This window comes from Fluviirhizobium alvei (assembly GCF_030551875.1).
In the GTDB taxonomy this organism is placed as follows: Bacteria; Pseudomonadota; Alphaproteobacteria; order Rhizobiales; family Rhizobiaceae; genus Rhizobium_E; species Rhizobium_E alvei.
This window is the reverse complement of record NZ_JAUOZU010000005.1, coordinates 170,580-188,953: the sequence shown is the minus strand read 5'-3', so window position 1 is coordinate 188,953 and position 18,374 is coordinate 170,580. Positions and strand designations below refer to the sequence as shown.

The following is an 18,374-nucleotide window of genomic DNA, read 5'->3' as shown; positions in this document are numbered from 1 at the left end:
GATGTTGCGCAAGAATGGACAGGCAGTGAAATCGGCAGCCGCAATCGGTTTGCTGTTCGGGGCGAGCGCGGTTTCGGTTCTGCCACCCGGCAACTCTGTGGCTCATGCCGAAGAGGCGGCGCAACACAGCACCCAACGGGGGCCGGAATCGGTCGCCGATCTCGCAGAGTCGCTGATCGATGCCGTCGTCAATATTGCGATTACCCAGACCTCGAAAACCGATGCCGACGGCGGCTTTCCCTCGCCGAACTTCCCTGAAGATGCGCCGTTCCAGGATCTGTTCGACGATTATTTCAAGAACCCGGATGCCAACAAGGCACCTCGCAAGGTCTCGTCGCTCGGCTCCGGCTTTGTCATCGATCCGGCGGGTTACATCGTCACCAACAATCACGTGATCGAAGGTGCCACCGAGATCGAGGTGAATTTCGCCGATGGCAGCAAGCTCGATGCCAAGCTGGTCGGTACCGATACGAAGACCGACCTCGCGCTGTTGAAGGTCGAGCCGAAGAAGCCGCTGAAAGCGGTGGCCTTCGGGGATTCGCGCAAGATGCGGATCGGCGACTGGGTGATGGCGATCGGCAATCCGTTTGGGCTTGGCGGTTCTGTCTCGGTGGGGATCATTTCGGCGCGAAACCGCAACATCAATGCCGGACCCTATGACAATTTCATCCAGACCGATGCAGCGATCAATCGCGGCAATTCCGGCGGACCGCTTTTCAACATGTTCGGCGAAGTGATCGGCATCAATACGGCTATTATCTCGCCGACTGGTGGCTCGATCGGCATTGGCTTTGCCGTCCCGACCGAGATCGCAACCACTGTTGTGAGCCAGTTGCGCGAATTCGGTGAAACCCGGCGCGGCTGGCTTGGTGTCCGTATCCAGCCGGTGACCGAGGACATTTTCGCCGATCTCAAGCTCGACCGTCCGCGCGGTGCGCTGATTTCCGGCATCATCACCGGTGGCCCGGTCGACAATGGATCGATGGAAATCGGCGATGTCGTGCTGCAGTTCAATGGTGAGAACATCAACGAAATGCGCGATCTGCCGCGGATCGTTGCCGAAAGCCCGATCGACAAGCCGCTCAAGGCGGTGCTGTTGCGCAAGGGCAAGGAAATTACCATCGACGTGACGCTGAAGCGCCAGCCGGAGGAGGAAAAGGACAAGCCGGCGGCGACGTCCGACGATCCGTCCGCCAAGCCACCGGTCGTCGAGAATGCGCCGGAGACCGGCAAGGATGGTACGGAGACCGATCCGGGACCGGATGAACAAGCCCTGCCGCCGCAGCCGTCCGATCTGCTCGGACTCACGCTCGAAACGCTGACGGCGGAAAACCGTAAGGCGTTCGGCATTCCGGAAACGGTGGAAGGCGTGCTTGTAGCCGATGTTCCGGTCGGATCGCCGGCGCAGGAAAAGGGCATCGTCAAGGGCGATGTCATCGTTGAGATCGCGCAGGACTTCGTCGAATCCCCCGATGATGTGGCTGATAAGATCGCCGAGCTGAAATCGGCCGATCGCCGCAATGCCTACCTGATGCTTGCCGACAAGACCGGTGCCCTCCGTCTGGTGGCCATTCCGCTCGATTGAGCGGCGCGGCCATTCCGCTCAAGCGCGGGCACTCTTGGCGAGAAAAACATCCCGGGTTAGGGCGTAGGTCACGTGCGGTTTGAGCAACGGCACTGCGTCCGGGACGCGCGGATGCAGAAAATCACGTGACGAATCGCGTTTCAGGCCGATCCGTTCCATGACAGCGGTCGAACGCCGGTTGTCGTGGACTGCGAAAGAGACGATTTCGGGTAGTCCTTTTTCGCCAAACCCATAGGCAAGCAGCGCTTGCGCCGCCTCGGTTACAAGTCCGAGTCCCCAGTAGGGGCGTGCGAGCCGCCAACCGATCTCGATCGCGTCTTGAGAGAAGGGCGGGGTGATGTTGGCGCGGGCCAGCCCGCAGAAGCCAATCGGCTTGCTGGCTTCCGCCAGTTCGAGGCAATAGAAACCAAAGCCTGTTTCGGCAATCGTAGCACGGACTTTCGCAAGCAGTTCGTCCGACTCTTCGCGGCTGCGCCGGAAAGGGAAAAACTCCATTACCTCAGGATCGGAATTGATCTCAAAGAAAAGGTCGGCATCGGTATCGGTCCAGTTACGGAGGATCAGTCTTTCTGTCTTGAGAAACATCCCTCTGTTCCTTCCGCTTGGTTTCGGGTCGGTCAGCCGGTCACAAACTCGTGCTTTCGATAGCCCTGGATGTAGAGAAGCGCCGTGAGGTCGCCATGATCGACCCGCATGCGGGCGGCTGCAGCAACCGAAGGCTTGGCATGCAGCGCGACGCCGGATCCCGCCGCACCCAGCATACCGAGGTCGTTGGCACCATCGCCGACGGCGATCGCATCTTCGGTGGAGATGCCAAGCCGAGCTGTGATCTCTTCCAGCGCATCCACCTTGGCCTGCTTGCCGAGGATCGGTTCGGTCACGGTGCCGGCGAGATGACCCTTCTCCTCTTCGAGAATGTTGGCGCGGTTTTCATCAAAACCGATCATCGCTGCCACGCGGGCGGTAAAGGCGGTAAAGCCGCCCGAGACAAGTGCGGTATAGCCGCCGCGGGCCTTCATCGTCGCGACCAGTTCTTTGCCGCCGGGGGTGAGCGTGATGCGCTTGGCGATGACATCATCGATCACCGACACCGGCAGGCCCTTGAGAAGCGCCACGCGTTCGCGCAGGGCCGGCTCGAAAGCGATCTCGCCATTCATCGCGCGGGCGGTAATGGCCGCTACCATCTCCTTGAGCCCGACTTCGGCGGCCAGCTCATCGATACATTCCTGTCCGATCATGGTCGAATCCATGTCGGCGATCAAAAGCCTCTTGCGCCGTTTGTCGGCATCCTGGATGACAAGATCGATCGGAAGATCGCCGAATGCCGCGCGGATTGCAGCGTCGGCTTCATCAGCCACCGCGGCTTCCGGAAGGGCGATATCGCAGGCAATTCCATCGGCGAGCCAGTAGAGGCCGGAGGCTTTGACGGCGAGCGCGCACTTTTCAGCCAGGTGCGGAACGAGTACAGGATTTGACGGATTGGCAATGAGCGTGGCAACGAGGGCCATGAATTCTTTCCCTGACCTGAAAACGAACGATGCGATCCTGATAACCGGGCCTACCGCCAGCGGCAAGTCCGCCAAGGCGATTGAATTGGCTCGCAAGCATGACGGCGAGGTGATCAATGCCGATTCCATGCAGGTTTATGACACGCTGCGAGTTTTAACCGCGCGTCCATCGGATGCGGAGATGGAGGGCGTTCCGCACCACCTCTATGGCCATGTGCCGGCGGCGGCACCCTATTCGACCGGCGAATGGCTGCGGCAGATCGCCTCCGTGCTGGCCGATCTCCGCTCGCGGGACAAGGTTCCGATCATCATCGGCGGTACCGGGCTCTATTTCAAGGCGCTCACCGAAGGGCTTGCCGAAATGCCGGACATTCCTGCCGATCTCCGCCAGCACTGGCGCAAGCGTCATGCGGAGGAGGGAGCGCCCTTTCTGCATGGGGAGCTTTCCAAACGTGATCCGGCAGCGGCTGCGATGCTGAACCTAATGGATGGGCAGAGGCTGATCCGGGCGCTCGAAGTTCTCGATGCCAGCGGGCGATCCATTCTCGACTTCCAGCGGGCGGCCGCGCCGGCACTTATCGATCCGGATCGTGCAATGAAGATGGTCGTGCTGCCGGATCGCGCTCTCCTGCATGAGCGGATCAATCGCCGCTTTGCCTCGATGTTCGAGGCGGGGGCTGTCGAGGAGGTCGAAGCGTTGCTGGCGCTCGGCCTGCCGGGCTCCGCCCCCGTGATGAAGGCGATCGGTGTTCCGCAGATCATCGAATACCTTGCGGGGCGTCTCGACCGCGATGCCGTGATCGCAAAGGCATCCGCCGCGACGCGGCAATATGCCAAGCGCCAGATGACCTGGTTCCGCAACCAGATGGGCGATGACTGGCTGCGCTTGATTTGACGGTTCTATCGCTTGAAGAGGCCTGAACTCGGTTTGCGGAACAGGCTTTCGCGCAGGGACTGGTTCGGTGTCGGGTTATCGCTCGGCACGCGTTGCACCATATCCGGAGAGGATGCCGGAGCGCGATCGTTTCTCAACAGGCTACCATAACGGGAGAGACGCTGGCTGAGTGCATCGGTCTCCTCGTCCTGCGAAAGCGTGCCTGGAAGCATGGAGGGTGAATAGGAGGGCAGGGAGCCCGCAGTCGCAGGCTTGACGCTTTCGGGTGCCGATGTCTCGCCAAATTCGTCAAAGGTGGTGGCAAAAACCGCTTCATGCAGGGAGGCTTCAGCGGCCTGGATGCGGCTCTGGAAATCGGAAATGTCCGGTGCGGTTCCGGCGCGCATGCGCGATACGATCGCACCCAGATTAAGCGAGGAGGGATCGACGGCCGTCTCGACAGCCTCGGCTCCATGGGCCCGTGGCAGCTTGTTTTCGGCAACCCGGACGAATTTCAGCCGCATCGGCACCGGCAAGGCTTCGCCGAAGGCGATTGCTTCGCCATTGGCGAGCGAGGAGAGAAAGTTCATGGCCGAAAGCGAGGCGCCGGGCAGCGCCTTTCTGATGATCGCCTGGTCATGATCGTTGGAGAGCCGCATCGAGAAGATGGTCGAGCATTGCGACAGGATGGTCTGGTCGAGCTCGCCGGGGCGCTGGGTGATCATGCCGAGCGAGGCGCCATATTTGCGGCCTTCCTTGGCGATGCGGGCGATGGCCAATCGGGTCGGCAGGAAGCCGAGGCTCGCATCGGCGGGAACGTAGCGGTGGGCTTCTTCGCAGACGACGAGAATATGGATCGCACCGTTGCTCCAGAGTGCCACTTCGAAGGCCATGCGGCAGAGAACCGAGGCGACCGAATTGACGACTTCGGAGGGAATGCCGGCCAGCTGGAAGGTCGAGATCGGCCGGTCCTGTCCCGGTATCCGGAAGATGGTGGCGATTGTATCGAGAATGGTGTCGGTGATCGTGTTCGACGAGAACATGAAGTGATAACGCGGATCGTTGACGGCTGCGACCAGGCGCAGCTTCAGCGAGCGCAGCACCGGCTTTTCGTTTCGGCCTTCGAGGCGACCGATCCGGTCATCGATCAGGGCGAGCAGATCGGCGATGCGATAGGGAACCGGCGTGTCGGCGGTCATGCCATTGCGGTCGGTGGGGCGGCGGTTGGCGGGCTCGGTCCCCCGGAAGGATTTCTTGGCTTCGGGTATCAGATCGCGCAGAACATCGAGTTCCTCGGGCACCGGTGGGCGACCGCGGAAGATCACCTCGGCGAATTCATCGAGCCGGAACAGCCAGAACGGCAGATCGAGATTGTCGGTATCGATGATCTGGGCGCGCTCCGGGAAGGCCGCTGCAAACTCGTTGTGCGGATCGAGGATGAGAATGCGCAACTTCGAATCCGCATCGATCATCTTGTTGAGCAGGAGCGAGACGGCCGTCGATTTGCCGGTGCCGGTCGAACCGACGATCGCGAAATGCTTGGACAAGAGCGACGGGATATGAATGGCGGCGTCGACCTTCTCATCCTGGCTCAGGCTGCCGATGACGCAGGTTTCGAGCGCGCCGCGATCGTAGATCTTCTCAAGATCGGTGGCGCGGATGAGATGGGCCTGCGAACCGAGGATCGGATAGGTCGAAATGCCGGTCGAGAATTGTTCGGTACCGTCATCGAAACAGCGGATCTCGCCCAGAAGCTCCAGCTCGGCTTCGAAAGTGTTTTCCGTCCGCACGTTCCAGCTATGGGCAACCGCTCGCATCGAACGAGTCATCGCGATAACGCGATTGCTCCCGACGGCGATGCTGATCAGCTTGCCGACGGACCAGGCGGCGGCGCCCGCTGCGCTCGAGTCACGGCTCGTCGAGGCGACGGTAGCATGTGCGCCGTCGCAGGCAATCACATAGCCTATGACGCGGTCATGCCCCATATCGCCGGCGCGGCGCTCCCAGTTGTCGCGCTCCTGCCTGTCTCCCGTTTCATTGGTGAACAATGATCGACTCCGAACTGCTCAGAGGCCAGATTATGGCAGTCGGGTTAATGCGACATTACGCAATCGATGCAATCTTAACCCGGGCGTAAGTTTTGGCTGACGGCAATTTGTTGCCCGATCAGAATTTGAGCGATTGACGCTTGCAGCTTTTGGGGCTAGAAACCGCACCATGATAAAGATTGCGAACATTCTCGTAGTAGGCAAGCGCATGGGCATGGCGGTGTGACCGCCAGGCGTTAGCCACCCATGCGCAGATCGAGGCTCCTCCGGGGGCCTTTTTTTATGTCTTGAAACTTGCTAATGCGCGCGACAACCGGAAGGGAAGGAAGACAAGGACATGACGGGCAACGATATGCAGATGACGGGTGCGGAAATCGTTCTGCGCGCGTTGAAGGACAACGGGGTCAAGCACATATTCGGTTATCCGGGTGGTGCGGTTCTGCCGATTTATGACGAGATCTTCCAGCAGGAAGAAATCGAACATATCCTCGTTCGTCATGAACAGGGTGCCGGCCACGCTGCCGAAGGTTATGCGCGCTCCACCGGCAAGGTCGGGGTCATGCTGGTGACATCTGGCCCCGGCGCCACCAATGCTGTGACGCCGCTGCAGGATGCGCTGATGGATTCCATCCCGCTCGTCTGCATTTCGGGTCAGGTTCCGACGTCGCTCATCGGTTCGGATGCCTTCCAGGAATGCGACACGGTCGGCATCACCCGGCCCTGCACCAAGCACAACTGGCTGGTCAAGGATGTCAACGAGCTCGCGCGCACCATCCATGAAGCTTTCCGCATCGCGCAGGCCGGCCGTCCCGGTCCGGTTCTGGTCGATGTTCCCAAGGATGTCCAGTTCGCCACCGGCACCTACGTGCCGCCGGAGGCCGTTCCGGCCGGCGCGCACTACCAGCCGAAGATCCAGGGCGATCTCACGGAAATCGAAAAGGCTGTTGCCCTGATGGCCGGCGCTCGCAAGGGCATCATCTATTCAGGTGGCGGTGTCGTCAATTCGGGCCCGGTTGCCTCAAAGCTGCTGCGCGAACTCGTCGAACTCACCGGCTTTCCGATCACCTCGACCTTGATGGGTCTCGGTGCCTATCCGGCCTCCGGTCCGGCGTGGCTCGGCATGCTCGGCATGCACGGTTCCTACGAGGCGAACATGGCGATGCATGATTGCGACGTCATGCTCTGCGTCGGTGCCCGCTTCGATGACCGTATCACCGGCCGTCTGAACGCCTTTTCGCCGAACTCGAAGAAGATCCATATCGATATTGATCCGTCGTCGATCAACAAGAATGTCCGCGTCGATGTCCGGGTGGTCGGCGACACCGCTTCGGTGCTCGAAGACATGCTGCGCATCTGGCGCGCCCAGTCGAAGACGGCCGAAAAGGCCCGTCTCAACGACTGGTGGGTACAGATCGAAAAGTGGCGGGCACGCAAGTCCTTCGCCTATTCGATGAGCCATGACGTGATCATGCCGCAATATGCCATCGAGCGGCTCTACGAACTGACGAAGGATCGCGACACTTACATCACGACTGAAGTCGGTCAGCACCAGATGTGGGCGGCGCAGTTCTACAAGTTCGAGGAGCCCAACCGCTGGATGACGTCGGGTGGTCTCGGCACGATGGGCTACGGTCTGCCGGCGGCACTCGGCGTGCAGATCGCGCATCCGAACAGCCTCGTCATCGACATTGCCGGCGACGCATCGATCCAGATGTGTATCCAGGAAATGTCGGCGGCGATCCAGTACAATGCGCCGATCAAGATCTTCATCCTCAACAACCAGTATATGGGCATGGTGCGGCAGTGGCAGCAGCTTCTGCACGGAAACCGGTTGTCGAATTCCTATACCGAAGCGATGCCGGATTTCGTCAAGCTCGCCGAGGCCTATGGCGCGCACGGCATCCGTTGCGAAGACCCGGCCAAGCTCGACGATGCGATCATGGAAATGATCGAGTCGAAGAAGCCGGTGCTGTTCGATTGCCGCGTGGCCAATCTCGCCAACTGCTTCCCGATGATCCCGTCGGGCAAGGCTCATAACGAGATGCTGCTGCCGGATGAGGCGACCGATGAGGCCGTGGCCAATGCCATTGACGCCAAGGGTCGCCAGCTCGTTTAACCAGATGTCGGGGGAAAGCCCATGAATGCCCAGCTACAGCCGACCGGTTCGGCCTATTTCATCTCCAAGGAAACCGCACTGGTCGAAAGCCACACACTGTCGATCCTGGTCGACAACGAACCGGGTGTCCTTGCCCGCGTGATCGGCCTGTTTTCCGGCCGCGGTTACAATATCGAAAGCCTCACCGTATCGGAGACGGAACATCAATCGCATCTGTCGCGCATCACGATCGTGACGCGCGGCACGCCGCAGGTGCTCGAGCAGATCAAGAGCCAGCTCGAGCGCATCGTGCCGGTTCACCGCGTCGTCGATCTCACCGTACGTGCCCGCGAGATGGGCCAGGAACGGCCGATCGAGCGTGAACTGGCGCTCGTCAAGGTGGCCGGCAATGGCGAGCATCGCGTCGAGGCACTGCGTCTTGCCGAAGCCTTCCATGCCAAGGTCATCGATGCCACCGTCAGCCATTTTGTGTTCGAGATCACCGGCAAGTCCTCGAAGATCGACCAGTTCCTGGCAATCATGGCGCCACTCGGCCTGATCGAGGTCTGCCGCACCGGTGTCGCTGCCATGAACCGCGGCGCCCAGGGCATGTGAGACGATTGGCCCGGCACCGTGTGGATTGTCCTCATGGTGCCGGGTTTGATATTTTTCAGTGACAGCGTGGGACACCCCGCGATTGCGGGCATCGCTCGCTCAGAGAAATACTTGGAAGTCGCTGATCGTCAGGTGGGCGTGGTTATCCAGAATGGCAACGAGTTCGGCACGGGCGCCGTTCGAGGCATTGCCATCGGGGTCGTAGTACAATTTGCCCGTATTCCCGTCGTAGAGCAGCCGGTCATTGGCATCTTCGGATCGCATGCCGCCCTCTGTAATATCGTGGAAGGTCCGTTTCAGGTTGGCGGGAAGTATCCCGGCCATAATGTTGCCGTCGATTGCGATCTTGTCCACGCCGTGACGAAAGTCCGTCACGCGGTCCCGATCTTCTTTTCCAAAATATCCGAAGAAAAATGTGTCGCCCGCCAGGCCACCCGTCAGGATATCCCTGCCTTCCTTGCCATCGATGAAATCGAAATAGCCGCTGCCCTGAAGCGTGTCGTTACCGCTGTTGCCATAGATGTTGAACTCGATGTCTACATGCGCCGAGAGCAGGTTCACCAGCGAATTGGAGGTCAGACTAAGCAGAGAGTTTATCGGGATGCCCCCGTAGGTATCGTGAATGACATTGTCCAGCGCGAAGGTGATATCGACGAGTTTGGTTTCGACATTCGAATCATCAAGACGGTAAAGCGCTAGGCTGCTTGCGATACCTTTGATGTCCAGTCCATAGGCAGGGCTGCTGAAGTTTACGCCTTCGGCGCGCAGGAGATATGTTGTGCCGCCGGCGATATACTCAACGGTTGCCTCGATGCCGCCGCCTGATCTCGATGTTCCCTGCGGCTTGATGGCGAGGCTGCCCGGAAACATCCAGGACAAATCAACGCCATCGCCATCTTCGACTTGAATATTGATTGAGGTCGTCATGATCCTGTTCCTCGTTGCTGGTCGGGCTCAGGCGTCTGGTATTAGACAGCGTCTGTTACACTCGCAACAGGTGCGAACAAGTCTAACAATCCCGTTGCAAAGATTGATTGGAACAAGCAATTTCAGCGAACCGTGCAGTCAAGTCTGCCCCCCATGTTGTATAATCATGAAAGGGTCGAGCCGTTGGTCGTCACCGTTCCCAGCGTCCACTTTGATACGGCGCAATATCCCGAAGCCGAGAGGTTCGATATCTGGCGCTCTGCTGTGACGACACATCAGGTCTCACGCCCGCTCGATGATCCTGCGCCCTTCCAAGCGGTTGTCGATGCGTGGACACTCGGCGATCTCGTCCTCACGCATTCTCGTATTGGCGCGGCCTGCATGTTTCGAAACGAGGAGATGGCTCGCCTGGACGGTCGAGATTGGGTTCAGGTCGTTCTGCTGATTTCCGGTCGCGTGGATTTCGATACTGGAGATGGCGCAGAAGCACAAACCTTGCGACCCGGCGAACTCGCGGTCTTCGATGCCTTGCGGTATCTCAGGACCGATGCATCCGCAGCCGAGTGCATCACGTGCACGATTTCCCGGCGTCCTTTTGTTAAGGCTGGTTTCGACCCCTATTCCAGCCACGGGGTGAGGGTCGACGGAGCCTTCGGCCGTCTCATTGCCGATTTTCTGAATTCGCTGGTACGCCAGGCGCCGGCCATGTTGAAAGACGAAATCGAAACCGTGCCGTCGGCTTTTGTCGCGCTCTTGGTCTCGGCGCTGAAAGCGAAGGGTCCTGGAAAGGCCCGTACCGCCGGCCGGGGGGCCGCGAGTTTGCGCCGCCGTGCAGAAATACATATTGAACAGAGCCTGACGTCCGACAGACTCGATCTTCGGTCATTGGCAAAGGATTTGGCGGCCTCGGAAGCGAGCCTGTATCGAGCTTTCTGCGATCAGGGCGGCGTACGAAACTATATCCGCAGGCGAAGGCTCGAAACCATCCATGCCAGAATAGGCGGGGACGTGCATGCGATTGGCGATATCGCGCGCGATTTCGGCTTTGCCAGTGCCGCGCACTTCAGCAGGGCATTCAAAAAACAGTATGGTTTTCCGCCGCGACGCGCAAAACTGATGCAAAGGCGATTGAGCTTCAATGCAGACGTCGACGAAGTCTCGCTTTTCCGGCAGTGGAAGGAACTTCTCGGTCCGCAAGGTCTCGTCTGATCCTGCCACTCGACGTCTAGTGACTGCGAGGATAGCGGTGTCTCGACGCGGCGATGACCCGCGGCCGATGCTACAATAAAGGCCGGTTGTCGCCTAAGAGGACTGGATCACGGATTTCGTCTCGAGGCAGTCGAAACAGAGGAACACGTAAACCATCCCACAATCGGCGATGATGATATCGTCATTGATGGAATCGAGTTGAGCGTAAAACTGCATTTTCCGATTGCAGGCATCGCAGATGGGGTATTCCTCGCCCTGGAGGAAGTCTGGTTGACCGCCGAGCTTGTGGCGCGTTCCTATCTCCGCACCCGCCCAACGAAATCCTTCGAGCTGTCTAGCTTCATCGTCGAGGGGAACCAGGGCGAGGCGAAAGGGCGGTATGTTTCGCATGGGGCCTCCGATCAGGATGAGGTGAACACGATTGGCAGCGAGATCTCCGGCCTTGCGAGCATCAGCCAGAGAATGCCGATGACGGCGAAGAAGGCGGGGAAGCCGCAAGCGAACCAGATTCTGTAAAGGCGGAAATAGGTTGCGGGCAGGGCCGTTGCCGATGCTGCGGCGGCGCGAGCGATATTCCGCAGCCGGATCTGGATCCAGACCACCGGCAGCCAGAAGAGACCGGTGACGACATAAAGCAGCAGCGACAGCAGGATCCAGCCTTCGCTCAGGCTCCAGCCGATTTCGCGGGCCAGAAGATAGCCGGTCACCGGTTGGGCGAGAACGGCCGTCAGCGTGAACAGCGTATCGGCAATCACCACCGTACCAGCCACATGGGCAATCAGGCGCGGATCACCGCTGCGATGTGCCATCACCATGAAGAAGGCGATGCCGGCACCGGTGCCGAACAAAACGGTGGCGCCGATGACATGCAGGAGGCGGAGGACGGTTTCGAGATCCATCACCGTTCCTCAAGTATGGCCAGGGTGACCAGCGTGAGCAGGATCGCAGGCAGGACCTTCACATAGGGGCCGATCGGATCGAGCCAGAGCGCGGGCTCCAGAAGACTTCCGCCGAGAAGATAGGCAGTGGCCAGCCCGATCTGGCCGAGAAGGGCGAGGCGCGCCGTCGGGCGATAGAGCAGCAGGAGGCCGAGTGCGATATCGGCAAGCGACGTTGCCACGACTGTCGCCGTCGACAAGGCGGGCGACAGGAAGGGGTGGAAGTGGCTTGCAGCCTGATCCAGAGCGAAAAACGGAACCAATCCAGAGACAAGCCAGAAAAGGCTCAAGATCAGAATCAGGATCGGCTTCAGCAGATAGAGCCGCGCGAACCAGAGATCCTGGATTCCGGAAGAATGGCGGCCAAGTGTCGAATCCAGCGACAGAAATGGCATCGGCGCCACTTCAGACGTTGCATGAACCCCTTCGACCATCACCCGCATGGCCGTGGAACGCAGCGGAGATCGCCAGCCGAGCCAGCCGGCCAGATCGGCCATGGCGGAAATGGGCCGAGCAAAGCTGTCGGGCAGGGCGATGAAAGGTGCCTCTCTCAGACCCAGCCAACGCCGATGCGCGATCACCACGTCGGAAAGCCGCATGGTCTCTGGTCCGGTCAGCGCGTAATCACTTCCGGCAACAATGTCACCGGAGACCGCGCGCGAGACTGCTTCCGCAACATCATCGAGTGCAACGGTCGCCACCCGTCGATCGGCATGGACGAGCGGCAATGCGAAGGGCAGGGCGGCCAGCCCGCGCAGAAGTGCGGTGCCACCATAGGCGTTGCGGCCGATCACGAGCGATGGCCGCAGGATGACCCATTCGAGCGACGAAGCCTTGAGAGCATCATCGGCCTGACGCTTGGTGGCCAGGAAGGCGGTATCGCTGGCGGCGCCTTCGGTTTCGGCGGAGATCTGGATGATGCGGCGGATCCCGGCAGGTTTCGCAGCCGCATAGAGCGCGATCATCGCCATCGCCTGCACGGCGGCGAGATCGTCGCGCAGCCCGTCCTGCAGCGCGCCGGCGCAATTGATGACCATATCGATATCGGCGAGAACAGGAGTCCAATCAGAGGCTTGCGTGAGGTTGCTGAGATCGGCTTTCAGCCAGTTGATATTCTGATTCAAACGGCTTGCCCGCGCGAGATCCCGGCCGAGGCCGGTTACGGCGTGCCCATCGGCAATGAGGCGTGTCGCAACCGCAGATCCGATGAAGCCGGTGGCGCCAAGGACAAGAATGTGCATGCAGATCTCTCGGTCCGGAATGGTTTCGGCGATCAATCGAAATAGACGTCATTGCTCGTCAGTTTCGTGATCGTCATGTCTTCGACAATCAGCCGGTCCTGACCGGAGAAGATCACCAGATCGCCCGCTGCATTCTCCATCACATGGTGGGCCTTCAGGTCATTAAATCCGGTCACGCCATCCAGGCCTTTCAATGCGAGCTTGTCGGTATCGTCCTGAAAGTCGATGATCGTGTCACGGCCATAGCCGGTCTTGAAATAGAACGTGTCTTCATCACCCATTTCGCTGCCGCCGGACAGTGTGTCGTTGCCTCCTTTGCCATCGAGGAAATCGTTGTTGGCGAAACCAAACAGCTTGTTGTTGCCGCTGTTGCCGGTCAGGCCGTTGCCGCTCGAATTGCCCTTGCCGGTGGTGTTGCCGATGCCGAGCAGGACCAGCTTCTCGACATCGGCGCTCAGGACGTAACTGACGGTCGATCTGACCGTGTCGGAGCCGCCAGCGAAAACTTCAAGAAGGCGCGAAACGCTGCTGTCGGTTATGAACACATCGTCGCCGCCACCGCCGGTAATGTCGCCGTCGATCGTGCCGCCGCGATTGTCGAAACTGTCGTTGCCGTCACCGAGGTCGATGGCACCTTCCATAGTCCCTCGGTTGATCACCACGTCCTGGCCGCTACCGCCCGCAATGGCGTACAAGTCGCCTTGAATCATTCCGTCATTGATGACAGTGAGCGATATAGAGCTCTCGATCGCCACGCCGCCAGCAGATGTTCTGATGATTGCGCCTTCGTGGTTGACGATCCGTCCACCATCGATCGAGACTCCGGTGTCGCCGATGAGACGATTGAAATTCTCGAATACCGATTTCGACCCTGTGGTGATCGCTTCATCGCTACAACGGATGACGCCCCGGTTGACAAGGTGCGCACCATCCGCGGTGAAAATGCCGTCGGCTCCGAAAAGCCGTCCTGTCTGGGCGACGATAAAGGTTGTGTTGTCGCCCGTAGACGCGAAGCAATCATCGTCGGAGCGCAGCGTGCCCCGGATCTCAATCCTGTTATCGTGGGATGTGGACAGTTCCTCCATCGCAACATCGATTGCCACAATCGCCACCCCCTCATGCAGAATGAAGCGATCGCCGACCGCATCGATGCTGTAGGTTGAGGTGCGATCCCGGCGTATGTCGATGGTTGCCATCTTCCTCTCCTCAATCGGATTGGCTTCAATCGCCGCAGGGTACATGCGAAGAGGCATGCCGTCATCCTGTTTCGGATTCGTGTTTCCTTATCCGGTTGTGCCCGTTTGTCTGGCGGCACTTGCATCGCGACCCCGAATCCTGCCTAGTCCGGCCATGCAGTTTTCGACCCAACAAGATGAAGCGCTGATGGCGGTTGCCCGCTGGCTCAAGGATGGCCGCAGCCAGGTGTTCCGCCTGTTCGGCTATGCCGGCACGGGCAAGACCACGCTCGCCCGCCATTTTGCCGAAAATGTCGATGGCGAGGTGCTGTTTGCCGCCTTCACCGGCAAGGCCGCCCAGGTTCTGCGTTCGCGCGGCGCTTCCAATGCCAAGACCATCCATTCGTTGATCTATCGTCCCAAGGGCGAGGAAGAGGTCGAGGATGAGGTGACAGGCAAGACCAACATCGCGCCGATGTTTTCCATCAATCGGCAAAGCCCGGTCGCCAAGGCGCCGCTGATCGTCATCGATGAATGTTCGATGGTCGATGAAGCGCTGGGGCGCGACCTTCTGAGTTTCGGCACCAAGGTGCTGGTGCTGGGCGACCCCGGACAGCTGCCGCCCGTTTCCGGCGGTGGCTTCTTCACCGAGCAGGAACCCGATTATCTGCTGACGGAAATCCATCGCCAGGCGCGCGACAATCCGATTATCCAGCTTGCCATGCATGTGCGCGAGGGCAAGGAAATCATGCATGGCGACTATGGCACCGCCAAGGTGATCAGCCGGGGGGATGTCACGCAGGATATGGTTCTCGGTGCCGATCAGGTGCTGGTCGGAACCAACAAAACGCGCAAGCGCTACAATCAGCGTCTGCGCGAACTCAAGGGCTTTCCGAATGCCTATCCCGCAGCCGGCGACAAGCTGGTCTGCCTGCGCAACGATCAGGTCAAGGGCCTGTTGAACGGCTCGCTCTGGCAGGTCATGTCGGCGTCGAGGGAAACGACAAAGCCCGGCATCAATCTGCTGGTGCGCCCCGAAGACGATGACATGGATCGCGGCGCGGCCAAGATCAAGCTGCTCAAAGCTGCCTTTGAAGAGGTGGATGGCGAAATCCCCTGGTCGATGCGCAAGCGCTACGACGAGTTCGATTTCGGCTATGCGCTGACGGTGCACAAGGCGCAGGGCTCGCAGTGGAACGATGTGGTGCTGTTCGATGAGGCCTGGGCCTTTCGCGACACGCGCGAGCGTTGGCTTTATACAGCCATCACCCGCGCGGCGGAAACGTTGACGATCGTTCGCTGATCACTTCTTGGCAGACGTGATATCGCCGATGATGGCGAAGGCATCCTTGCCGGAAGCCTTTGCGATATCGCCGATCTTGCTGTCGGGACTGTCGACCTTATAGCCTTTGGACACCAGGGCGGCTGTGAGTTCGGCCGGCGTCAAGCTGAAGAGGGGGGCGACGGTGGAAACCGAACTGGACTGCATGGCATTGGCAATGGCCATCATCGGGTTGCCGCCTGCGCCACCCTGGGCGCCTTCCCAGGCATAGAATCCACCTGCTGCAAGTGACAGGACCAGCGCGATCGCCATGGGCGCATGCTTGAAATACATCAGGAACGGGCGCCAGTTCTTCAGGAGATGGAGAACGAACGGAATGATCAGAACCATGCTCAGCCATTCATGCATTTCGCGGAAATAGCTGGTTCCCAGGTGGAAGAACAGGGCAACGCCCGAAACGAGGCTGATGACGAAAAGCCCTGTAATGAAGGGGGTCGCGTAACGCATCATGGCTCTATACATTTCAAATCTCCTATGTAGCCTCCCGTCCGCATTTGCAGCATCGCCTGCTGCAATGTCGAGTTAAATGTCTGTTAGAATTGGAGATCGTCAGATCGCCATTAATACCAAGCGTCAATGATAGAAACCGATTGCGTGGGACCGGACGCCTTCATCCGACGCGGAGCAGACCGGAGAGCGATGCAAAGGCATCGATCGAGGATTGCGACAAAGTCGGGGAAGGATGTCCGACCCATCCGAAGGACCGGGCGCTTTTGTCCTCCGGACATCGTCGAAAATCCGCGCCGGACCTTTTGGTCCGTCTGTGGTTTTCTCCTCGCCGGATACCAAAATCGCTCCGGCGCAATCGGTTCCTATCATCGACGCTTGGTATATGTTATTGGCGGGCTACTCGCCTACGAGTCCGAGCAGAACAGCCTTTGCGACTGCCTGAAAGCGATTGGATGAGCCGAACTTGCGGATGACGGAGGCTTCCACGTCAAGAATCTCGTCGATGTTGCGTCGCGTCGCTGCCGCAATACGAACCGGCGTATAGCCTTCTGCCATCAAGGCGAGACAAGTGTTTTCGAACTCGGTGAGAAAGGGCAGGCGCTCATCACTGTCTTCGTCTCCGCGATCGCTGACGCTATCTGCCAGATATTCGGCGATCTGTTGCATCTGACGACGTACCAGTGCCTGGTTGGCCGCCAGTTCCGCGCGCCGTTCGACCAAGGCGCGGCGGAAGATCTGCTCGGTTTGTTCCTGCGTGGTGGCCGTTTCCATCTCAGACAGAAGATCCTGGATCTGCGCGACAGGCATTCCGGTCTCACGGCAGAAAGTAACGAAGGCCATGCGCGTTACCTGATCGGTCGGATAGGTCCGCATCGATCCGGAGCGGGTCGGATGGATCAGCCCCTTTTCCTCGTAGAAATGCAAGGTCCTGTGGGTGACGCCGAAGGCATCCGCCATCTCGGCGATCGCGATCGGTGGCTCCGGCAAGTGGGGTGGTAGGGGAAGCCTGGGCAACAATAAACTCTGCTGCACACTGGATTGACGCGTGGATGCATTTCCTGGCTGCGGCATGCGTTCGTCCTCCCAAAGACGTCGGCGCGGCGCCCTGAAGAAGGAGCCTCGCTTTCATGCTCCATGCACTGCGGTGGTCGTTGCTATTCGGTCCGCCCGTTCTCCCCTCCGTGCGACCCGAACCAATTGCTTACGCAACGTTACCCATGGCATTTATAGCGCAAGTTACGGCTTCTGTAACGTGTTTTTACGGATCGGCTCTCGCCATTTGGTCGAATAGAAAAAACGCAATGGATGGCCGCGATTGGCCTAATGATCGAGTGCCTGATGGCGAACCGATCACATACAAGCATGAATTCATATCGAAAATTGGCTGGCTGCTTCAAAGCGGTTGCTCTATACCGGTCATAGCTGACGTTTGTCAGTGGTCTGCATCTGCTCAAGCGCAGGCGTCAGTTTGGATAACCGTTCCAGCCTCCGGATTTGCCCATGCCCACGAAACTTTCGGTCAACCTCAATGCTATCGCCATGCTGCGGAACCGCCGTGATCTGCCATGGCCAAATGTGGTGCGGTTTGGCCAGATTGCGCTTGAAGCCGGGGCTGCGGGGCTGACCGTGCATCCGCGTCCGGACGAGCGGCATATCCGGTTTTCGGATCTGCCGCTTTTGCTTGATCTGATCCGGACCCATTTTCCGGATCGCGAGTTCAATATCGAAGGCTATCCAACGGAGGCCTTTCTCGATCTGGTCGAACAACACCGTCCCGATCAGGTGACGCTGGTTCCGGACCATCCGAGCCAGGCGACATCGGATCATGGTTGGAATTTCATTGAAAACGAGCAACTGCTGGCGACTGTCTGCGGTCGCCTAAAGCGGGGTGGCATGCGCGTGTCGCTCTTCGCCGACGGCGATGCGGGTTCCGACCAGTTGAGCGTTGCAAAGGCGGTCGGTGCCGATCGTATCGAGCTTTACACCGGTCCCTATGGCGGTTGTTTCGATGATGCTGCCGCTGCGACCGCATGGATCGTGAAGCTGGGCGATACCGCCGATCTGGCCCGTGCGCTCGGTCTCGGCGTCAATGCTGGGCATGATCTCACCGTCGCCAACCTGCCGGCGCTCTGCGCACGAATCGGGGACCTTGCTGAGGTTTCAATCGGTCACGGTCTGACCGCAGACGCTCTCGAATTCGGAATGGCCGAGACTGTCCGCCGCTTCCGCCGGGCGATCGGGGATCTTATCTGAATGGCTTGTAATGCCTCCCGTATACAAATGTAATAATTTCGAGTTTCTAAAATTAAAATTATCGGTTGTGTTTTCGGTCAGTTAGCTGCGACATGCTGCCGCATGCGAAATAGT

General features: G+C 59.3%; 17 protein-coding genes. 7 read left to right on the top strand and 10 right to left on the bottom strand.

Annotated elements, in window-relative coordinates:
* Window position 1: 1 nt before the first annotated feature.
* Window positions 2-1,585 carry a Do family serine endopeptidase gene (locus tag Q4481_RS05675; protein WP_304375346.1) on the top strand — a complete coding sequence of 528 codons (1,584 nt, stop codon included), beginning with the start codon at window positions 2-4 and terminating at the stop codon, window positions 1,583-1,585.
* Window positions 1,586-1,603: 18 nt separating this feature from the next.
* Here the strand turns inward: Q4481_RS05675 and Q4481_RS05670 are convergent, their stop codons facing one another.
* A complete protein-coding gene (locus tag Q4481_RS05670; protein ID WP_304375345.1) occupies window positions 1,604-2,170 on the bottom strand; it encodes a GNAT family N-acetyltransferase in 567 nt (188 codons plus the stop codon).
* Between the two features lie 32 nt (window positions 2,171-2,202).
* Complete coding sequence (serB, locus tag Q4481_RS05665) at window positions 2,203-3,093, bottom strand: phosphoserine phosphatase SerB (protein ID WP_304375344.1); 891 nt, start codon at window positions 3,091-3,093, stop codon at window positions 2,203-2,205.
* On the opposite strand from serB, the gene miaA reads away from it, so the two are divergent.
* Window positions 3,092-3,988 (top strand): tRNA (adenosine(37)-N6)-dimethylallyltransferase MiaA, encoded by an 897-nt coding sequence (miaA, locus tag Q4481_RS05660; protein ID WP_304375343.1) that lies wholly within the window; start codon window positions 3,092-3,094, stop codon window positions 3,986-3,988. The genes serB and miaA overlap by 2 nt on opposite strands.
* A gap of 5 nt (window positions 3,989-3,993) precedes the next feature.
* Here miaA and Q4481_RS05655 read toward each other — a convergent pair whose 3' ends face one another.
* A complete protein-coding gene (locus Q4481_RS05655) occupies window positions 3,994-6,015 on the bottom strand; it encodes an ATP-binding protein (RefSeq protein ID WP_304375342.1) in 2,022 nt (673 codons plus the stop codon).
* A 337-nt stretch (window positions 6,016-6,352) separates the two neighbouring features.
* Between Q4481_RS05655 and Q4481_RS05650 the strand changes: the two genes are divergently transcribed.
* Window positions 6,353-8,131, top strand: a complete 1,779-nt coding sequence (locus Q4481_RS05650) for an acetolactate synthase 3 large subunit (RefSeq protein ID WP_304375341.1) — start codon at window positions 6,353-6,355, stop codon at window positions 8,129-8,131.
* A gap of 21 nt (window positions 8,132-8,152) precedes the next feature.
* Entirely contained in the window at window positions 8,153-8,725 is a 573-nt protein-coding gene (gene ilvN, locus Q4481_RS05645; protein ID WP_304375340.1) for an acetolactate synthase small subunit, read from the top strand.
* Window positions 8,726-8,824: 99 nt separating this feature from the next.
* Here ilvN and Q4481_RS05640 read toward each other — a convergent pair whose 3' ends face one another.
* Window positions 8,825-9,652, bottom strand: a complete 828-nt coding sequence (locus tag Q4481_RS05640; protein WP_304375339.1) for a calcium-binding protein — start codon at window positions 9,650-9,652, stop codon at window positions 8,825-8,827.
* Between the two features lie 183 nt (window positions 9,653-9,835).
* Here Q4481_RS05640 and Q4481_RS05635 point away from each other — a divergent pair, with 183 nt between their 5' ends.
* Window positions 9,836-10,861, top strand: a complete 1,026-nt coding sequence (locus Q4481_RS05635) for a helix-turn-helix domain-containing protein (protein ID WP_304375338.1) — start codon at window positions 9,836-9,838, stop codon at window positions 10,859-10,861.
* A gap of 93 nt (window positions 10,862-10,954) precedes the next feature.
* Here the strand turns inward: Q4481_RS05635 and Q4481_RS05630 are convergent, their stop codons facing one another.
* From Q4481_RS05630 to Q4481_RS05615, 4 genes are read right to left on the bottom strand one after another with little or no spacing between them, the layout of a single operon-like run.
* Window positions 10,955-11,251, bottom strand: coding sequence for a YwqG family protein (locus Q4481_RS05630; RefSeq protein ID WP_304375337.1), 297 nt, complete (start codon window positions 11,249-11,251; stop codon window positions 10,955-10,957).
* Window positions 11,252-11,262: 11 nt separating this feature from the next.
* Window positions 11,263-11,760, bottom strand: a complete 498-nt coding sequence (locus Q4481_RS05625) for a DUF2269 family protein (protein ID WP_304375336.1) — start codon at window positions 11,758-11,760, stop codon at window positions 11,263-11,265.
* Entirely contained in the window at window positions 11,760-13,040 is a 1,281-nt protein-coding gene (locus Q4481_RS05620) for an SDR family oxidoreductase (RefSeq protein ID WP_304375335.1), read from the bottom strand. Before Q4481_RS05620 ends, Q4481_RS05625 begins: the two co-directional genes overlap by 1 nt.
* A gap of 32 nt (window positions 13,041-13,072) precedes the next feature.
* Window positions 13,073-14,236 carry a calcium-binding protein gene (locus tag Q4481_RS05615; RefSeq protein ID WP_304375334.1) on the bottom strand — a complete coding sequence of 388 codons (1,164 nt, stop codon included), beginning with the start codon at window positions 14,234-14,236 and terminating at the stop codon, window positions 13,073-13,075.
* A gap of 154 nt (window positions 14,237-14,390) precedes the next feature.
* On the opposite strand from Q4481_RS05615, the gene Q4481_RS05610 reads away from it, so the two are divergent.
* Window positions 14,391-15,518, top strand: coding sequence for an ATP-dependent DNA helicase (locus Q4481_RS05610; RefSeq protein WP_304375333.1), 1,128 nt, complete (start codon window positions 14,391-14,393; stop codon window positions 15,516-15,518).
* On the opposite strand, the gene Q4481_RS05605 is transcribed toward Q4481_RS05610, so the two are convergent.
* Window positions 15,519-16,019, bottom strand: a complete 501-nt coding sequence (locus Q4481_RS05605) for a DUF4405 domain-containing protein (protein WP_304375332.1) — start codon at window positions 16,017-16,019, stop codon at window positions 15,519-15,521. It abuts the gene before it with no gap.
* A 384-nt stretch (window positions 16,020-16,403) separates the two neighbouring features.
* Window positions 16,404-16,964 carry a MerR family transcriptional regulator gene (locus Q4481_RS05600; RefSeq protein WP_304375331.1) on the bottom strand — a complete coding sequence of 187 codons (561 nt, stop codon included), beginning with the start codon at window positions 16,962-16,964 and terminating at the stop codon, window positions 16,404-16,406.
* Between the two features lie 543 nt (window positions 16,965-17,507).
* Here Q4481_RS05600 and Q4481_RS05595 point away from each other — a divergent pair.
* Entirely contained in the window at window positions 17,508-18,260 is a 753-nt protein-coding gene (locus tag Q4481_RS05595; RefSeq protein WP_304375330.1) for a pyridoxine 5'-phosphate synthase, read from the top strand.
* Window positions 18,261-18,374 lie beyond the last annotated feature (114 nt).

What these genes read in the sequence shown, in the direction of transcription:
- Q4481_RS05625 (WP_304375336.1), bottom strand. Translation starts at nt 11,760, where the DNA reads ATGGATCTCGAAACCGTCCTCCGCCTCCTGCATGTCATCGGCGCCACC.
- Q4481_RS05615 (WP_304375334.1), bottom strand. Translation starts at nt 14,236, where the DNA reads ATGGCAACCATCGACATACGCCGGGATCGCACCTCAACCTACAGCATC.
- Q4481_RS05630 (WP_304375337.1), bottom strand. Translation starts at nt 11,251, where the DNA reads ATGCGAAACATACCGCCCTTTCGCCTCGCCCTGGTTCCCCTCGACGAT.
- Q4481_RS05650 (WP_304375341.1), top strand. Translation starts at nt 6,353, where the DNA reads ATGACGGGCAACGATATGCAGATGACGGGTGCGGAAATCGTTCTGCGC.
- miaA (WP_304375343.1), top strand. Translation starts at nt 3,092, where the DNA reads ATGAATTCTTTCCCTGACCTGAAAACGAACGATGCGATCCTGATAACC.
- ilvN (WP_304375340.1), top strand. Translation starts at nt 8,153, where the DNA reads ATGAATGCCCAGCTACAGCCGACCGGTTCGGCCTATTTCATCTCCAAG.
- Q4481_RS05605 (WP_304375332.1), bottom strand. Translation starts at nt 16,019, where the DNA reads ATGTATAGAGCCATGATGCGTTACGCGACCCCCTTCATTACAGGGCTT.
- Q4481_RS05595 (WP_304375330.1), top strand. Translation starts at nt 17,508, where the DNA reads ATGCCCACGAAACTTTCGGTCAACCTCAATGCTATCGCCATGCTGCGG.
- Q4481_RS05640 (WP_304375339.1), bottom strand. Translation starts at nt 9,652, where the DNA reads ATGACGACCTCAATCAATATTCAAGTCGAAGATGGCGATGGCGTTGAT.
- serB (WP_304375344.1), bottom strand. Translation starts at nt 3,093, where the DNA reads ATGGCCCTCGTTGCCACGCTCATTGCCAATCCGTCAAATCCTGTACTC.
- Q4481_RS05675 (WP_304375346.1), top strand. Translation starts at nt 2, where the DNA reads ATGTTGCGCAAGAATGGACAGGCAGTGAAATCGGCAGCCGCAATCGGT.
- Q4481_RS05600 (WP_304375331.1), bottom strand. Translation starts at nt 16,964, where the DNA reads ATGGCGGATGCCTTCGGCGTCACCCACAGGACCTTGCATTTCTACGAG.
- Q4481_RS05610 (WP_304375333.1), top strand. Translation starts at nt 14,391, where the DNA reads ATGCAGTTTTCGACCCAACAAGATGAAGCGCTGATGGCGGTTGCCCGC.
- Q4481_RS05670 (WP_304375345.1), bottom strand. Translation starts at nt 2,170, where the DNA reads ATGTTTCTCAAGACAGAAAGACTGATCCTCCGTAACTGGACCGATACC.
- Q4481_RS05620 (WP_304375335.1), bottom strand. Translation starts at nt 13,040, where the DNA reads ATGCACATTCTTGTCCTTGGCGCCACCGGCTTCATCGGATCTGCGGTT.